The organism is Bacillus norwichensis, from assembly GCF_014836955.1.
GTDB classification, from domain to species: Bacteria; Bacillota; Bacilli; order Bacillales; family Bacillaceae_C; genus Siminovitchia; species Siminovitchia norwichensis.
Genome location: NZ_JACSPV010000100.1, coordinates 1 through 1,496, shown reverse-complemented (window position 1 = coordinate 1,496; position 1,496 = coordinate 1). Strand labels below are relative to the sequence as shown.

Below are 1,496 nucleotides of genomic sequence, written 5' to 3'. Positions count from 1 at the left end.
TAGAAAGCAATACTTAAGTAAGCCCTCTATTCCTATTTTTTAAAAAGGGCTTTATCTGTTTTTTCTTTTATGGAATAACTTAAGCTGTTTGCTGTTCTGATTGAACGATGCTGTAACCTTTCTTTTTAAGGTATTCAATCATTTTTAATTCTTTATTTTGCTGTTTTTGGTGAACGTAATCAGGGCCTAGTTCTTGATAAGGTTCACCAGTTTTTAAAACATTGTAAACGATAGTTAAAATCAAATGTGCAGATGCGACCTTTGCCTTATTTCTCCCTTGGCGTTTTGTGATTCTTTTTTGATGTGAGGAAATTCTATTATTCTGCCTAGTGGTTGCTAAAGCACACTGTACAGCTATTGTTCTCAAGCCTTTATTTCCGTGTGTGGTTTTACTTGTTTTTTTTTACCTGCACTCTCATAGTTACCTGGACTTACACCTGCCCATGAAGCTAAATGTTTTGCAGATTTAAATTCGGACATATCCACACCCATTTCAGCAATAAATACAGCGGAAGAATCTTTATTTACACCTGGTATAGTCTTGATTAATTCCATCTCCTTACGATAAGGGGTGAGTAGCTGTTCAATTTGTTCTTCTATATCATCAATGTTTTTTTCTAAATAAGCCATGTGCTCCCAATGGTAGCGCAACATATCCCGATGATGTCGGCGGATACGTCCATTTATCGCTTCAGCGATATCGTCGATGCTTGCTCTAATTCTTCCATCCACCATTTTTTCAAGATCTTTAGCTTCAATCTTTTCACCATTAATAATGGCTGCTAAGATACGCCTTCCGGAAACGCCAAAAATATCTGTAAATACGGAAGTCAATTTTATATTAGCATCTTGAAGGATTTTATGAATTCGATTGCGTTCAGAAGTACGGTGGCCAATCAGTTTTGATCGATAACGGGTAAGGTCACGCAAATCTCGAATATCCTCTGGTGGAACGAAATTACCTTCAATCAGTCCACATCGCAGTAGTTGGGCAAGCCATTCTGCATCTTTTACATCTGTTTTTCGACCTGGAACATTTTTCACATGTTTTGCATTAGCGAGTATAAGATGAAAAGTACCCTCCAGTATGTTCCACACTGGTTTCCAATACACTCCGGTGCTTTCCATAACTACATCAGTCACCTTAAATGTAGCCAACCAATCGCTTAGTGACAAAAGCCCCTTTGTTGTAGTTTTAAATGTTTCAATTGCTTTCTGTGGTTTCTTATCTAAGGAACCATATAAAACACAAGCTACTACAGTTTCTTGATGTACATCTAGGCCTGCACATCGTTCAATCATTGCTTCCATAAAAGAATCACCTCGATAATAAATTAACAACAATACATATGACAGGAGATATGTTTAAAAATTTTTGTATACGTGCTCTATGCACAATAGACGGTTCTTCAATCTGCCATAACCAGTTTCCTCTACAGGGTACCTTGTTAAAAGGGCCACCAAAATTTTTTCAGCCTGGTTGTATTGTTGTTACA

2 protein-coding genes are annotated in these 1,496 nt (G+C 37.1%); both read right to left on the bottom strand.

The window, feature by feature from the left end:
- Positions 1-79 precede the first annotated feature (79 nt).
- Positions 80-367 (bottom strand): hypothetical protein, encoded by a 288-nt coding sequence (locus H9631_RS22550; RefSeq protein WP_160709715.1) that lies wholly within the window; start codon positions 365-367, stop codon positions 80-82.
- Positions 364-1,311 (bottom strand): IS110 family RNA-guided transposase, encoded by a 948-nt coding sequence (locus H9631_RS22100; RefSeq protein ID WP_225221226.1) that lies wholly within the window; start codon positions 1,309-1,311, stop codon positions 364-366. Before H9631_RS22100 ends, H9631_RS22550 begins: the two co-directional genes overlap by 4 nt.
- Between the last annotated feature and the right edge of the window lie 185 nt (positions 1,312-1,496).